The 3,299-nt window shown below is 48.1% G+C and carries 3 protein-coding genes; all 3 read left to right on the top strand.

Translation table 11 applies throughout. The features are described 5' to 3' along the window. The first annotated feature begins 191 nt into the window (after window positions 1–191). Window positions 192–998: a methane monooxygenase/ammonia monooxygenase subunit C gene (locus BLU57_RS15475; RefSeq protein ID WP_090322878.1), complete on the top strand. Its 807-nt coding sequence runs from the start codon at window positions 192–194 to the stop codon at window positions 996–998. A 170-nt stretch (window positions 999–1,168) separates the two neighbouring features. Further along, window positions 1,169–1,993 (top strand): methane monooxygenase/ammonia monooxygenase subunit A, encoded by an 825-nt coding sequence (locus BLU57_RS15470; RefSeq protein WP_090322876.1) that lies wholly within the window; start codon window positions 1,169–1,171, stop codon window positions 1,991–1,993. After that, window positions 1,993–3,255 (top strand): methane monooxygenase/ammonia monooxygenase subunit B, encoded by a 1,263-nt coding sequence (locus BLU57_RS15465; RefSeq protein WP_090322873.1) that lies wholly within the window; start codon window positions 1,993–1,995, stop codon window positions 3,253–3,255. The genes BLU57_RS15470 and BLU57_RS15465 overlap by 1 nt, the downstream gene beginning before the upstream one ends. Window positions 3,256–3,299 lie beyond the last annotated feature (44 nt).

The raw sequence follows: 3,299 nt of genomic DNA, 5'->3' as shown, positions 1-3,299 counted from the left end.
GGAGGAGATTTTATGACAAATGACTTGACTTTGAGGGGTAAGGTCGACTAGCCTGAGAGGCGTGGTTAAATTAAGGGTAAAAATAGGTTAATTTAACTGCCGAGATAAAAGCAGTACTAATTAATTAGTATTAGAAGTAGAAGAGTAAAAGAACGAGAAGTAGTTTTGATTAACAGTTAGGAGGTAGAAACATGGCAACAACTTACGGCACGTCAAGTGCATCAAGCGCAAGCTATGACATGTCACTGTGGTACGACTCTAAGTACTACAAACTGGGCATGTTAACAATGCTGTTGGTAGCGATATTCTGGATCTGGTACCAAAGAACGTTTGCATACTCACACGGTATGGACTCGATGGAACCGGAATTTGACAAAGTATGGATGGGCCTGTGGCGCGTACACATGACCCTGATGCCTTTGTTTGCGTTAGTAACCTGGGGTTGGATACTGAAAACCCGTGACACCAAAGAACAACTGGACAACTTAGACACCAAGCTGGAAATCAAACGTTATTTCTACTGGATGATGTGGCTGGGCGTGTATCTGTTTGGTGTTTACTGGGGCGGTAGCTTCTTCACCGAACAAGATGCATCATGGCACCAAGTGATTATTCGTGACACCAGCTTCACACCAAGTCACGTAGTCGTGTTCTATGGTTCATTCCCAATGTACATCGTATGTGGCGTAGCATCATACCTGTACGCGATGACCCGTCTGCCACTGTACAGCCGCGGCACATCGTTCCCGCTGGTTATGGCAATTGCTGGCCCATTGATGATTCTGCCAAACGTAGGTTTGAACGAATGGGGTCATGCATTCTGGTTCATGGAAGAACTGTTCAGCGCACCGCTGCACTGGGGCTTTGTGATTCTGGGCTGGGCAGGTTTATTCTCGGGTGGTATTGCAGCACAAATCATTACCCGTTACTCAAACCTGACTGACGTAACCTGGAACGGCTCAAGCAGAGACATTCTGAACAACCGTATCGTTCCTTAATTCTCTGAATGCAACACATCCTTCCAGCCTGTGATACGGGCGGAAGGATAAGAAGACTTAAGTTACTATGCAGTGATGAAAACGAGCAAAAAGCAGACGACAAGAAGAAGCAAGGGAATCGTCAAGTTTTCATAATTTAATATCACACGAAATGAAGAAGGGAGGGTCTAGTGAGTAGAACAGACGAAATTTTAGCAGCGGCCAAGATGGTGCCGGAAGCGGTCAAGATGTCCAGATACATAGATGCGGTATATTTTCCGATTCTGTGTATTCTGCTGGTAGGAACCTATCACATGCACTTTATGTTGTTAGCAGGTGACTGGGATTTCTGGCTTGACTGGAAAGACCGTCAATGGTGGCCAGTAGTGACACCGATTGTAGGTATCATGTACTGTGCAGCACTGATGTATTACCTGTGGGTAAACTATCGCCTGCCATTTGGCGCGACACTCTGTATCGTATGCCTGTTAGTAGGTGAATGGCTGACCCGTTACTGGGGCTTCTACTGGTGGTCACACTATCCGATCAACTTTGTACTGCCATCGACCATGATTCCAGGTGCATTGATGATGGACACGATCATGTTGCTGACCGGTAACTGGCTGATCACAGCCCTGTTAGGCGGCGGATTCTTTGGACTATTCTTCTACCCAGGCAACTGGCCGATATTTGGCCCAACCCACTTACCAGTGGTTGTAGAAGGCGTACTGTTATCAGTAGCTGACTACACAGGTTTCCTGTACGTACGTACCGGTACGCCTGAATATGTTCGCCTGATTGAGCAAGGCTCACTGCGTACCTTTGGTGGACACACCACAGTGATTGCAGCGTTCTTCGCAGCGTTCGTATCCATGTTGATGTTCTGCGTATGGTGGTACTTTGGCAAACTGTACTGCACCGCTTTCTACTATGTTAAAGGCGAAAGAGGACGCATATCAATGAAGAACGACGTAACCGCGTTTGGTGAAAAAGGCTTTGCACAGGGGATTAGATAATGAATATAAGAAGCATATTTAAACTGGGCGTATTAGGCCTGTATGGAGCAGCGATTGGAGCGGCATCGCTGGCGATGACGCTGACGGTAGATGTTAAGACGGCAGCGGCACACGGTGAACGCTCACAAGAACCGTTCCTGCGTATGCGTAGTATTCAATGGTACGACTTGAAATGGCAACCGAAAGTCACCAAAGTCAACGACATTGCGACGATGACCGGTAACTTTCACTTAGCTGAAGACTGGCCACGTGCGGTAGGTAAACCAACCCGCGCCTTCTTTAACGTAGGTAGCCCAAGCCCGGTGTTTGTACGTTTAAGCACCAAACTGAACGGCGAACCAACGTTTATTTCAGGTCCTTTGGAAATTGGCCGTGACTATGCATTTGAAGTCAGGCTGAAAGCCCGTATTCCAGGACGCCACCACATGCACGCGATGGTAAACATCAAAGATGCAGGTCCTATTGCAGGTCCAGCCTCTTGGATGAACATCTCCGGCAGCTGGGATGACTTTACCAACCCAGTGACCACACTGACAGGTAAAACCATTGACCTGGAAACGTTCAACTTCAGCAATGGTATATTCTGGCACATCGTATGGCTAGGCTTAGGCTGCTTCTGGATTGGCTACTTTGTAGCGAAACCGATGTTCCTGCCACGTAGCCGCGTACTGCTGGCGTATGGTGACGAACTGTTAACCTCCCCAACGGACAGAAAAGTAGGTATGGCAGTTGCAATACTGACCTGCGCGATTGTTTGGGGCGGCTATCGTTACACCGAAAGCGTACATCCATACACAGTACCGATCCAAGCTGGCGAATCGAAAGTAGCACCGTTACCGATTGCACCGAATCCGGTTGCAATCAAAGTAACGCACGCTAACTACGACGTACCTGGCCGTGCACTGCGTGTAACGATGGAAATCACCAACAACGGTGACACAGCGGTCAACATTGGTGAATTCACGACAGCGGGCGTACGCTTTGTGAACGAACTGGGCCGTAAACACCTGGATCCTGACTATCCAAGAGAACTGGTAGCAACCGGCTTATCGATGGATGATGACAGAGGCGTTCAACCTGGAGAAACCCGTGAAGTTAAGATGGAAGCCAAAGATGCGTTGTGGGAAGTACAACGTTTGATGGCACTGTTGGGTGACCCTGAAAGCCGTTTTGGCGGATTGTTGATGACCTGGGATGAAGCAGGCAATCGCTATATCAACAGTATTGCTGGCGCGGTAATTCCAGTCTTTACCAAACTGTAAGAGAAGTTAGTATCAACACCGGTACACCACTGTCGAAAGACAGC

Origin of the sequence: Nitrosomonas oligotropha (assembly GCF_900106555.1) — a bacterium.
In the GTDB taxonomy this organism is placed as follows: Bacteria; Pseudomonadota; Gammaproteobacteria; order Burkholderiales; family Nitrosomonadaceae; genus Nitrosomonas; species Nitrosomonas oligotropha_A.
The sequence above is the reverse complement of the archived record's forward strand: the minus strand, read 5'-3'. Positions and strand labels throughout refer to the sequence as shown.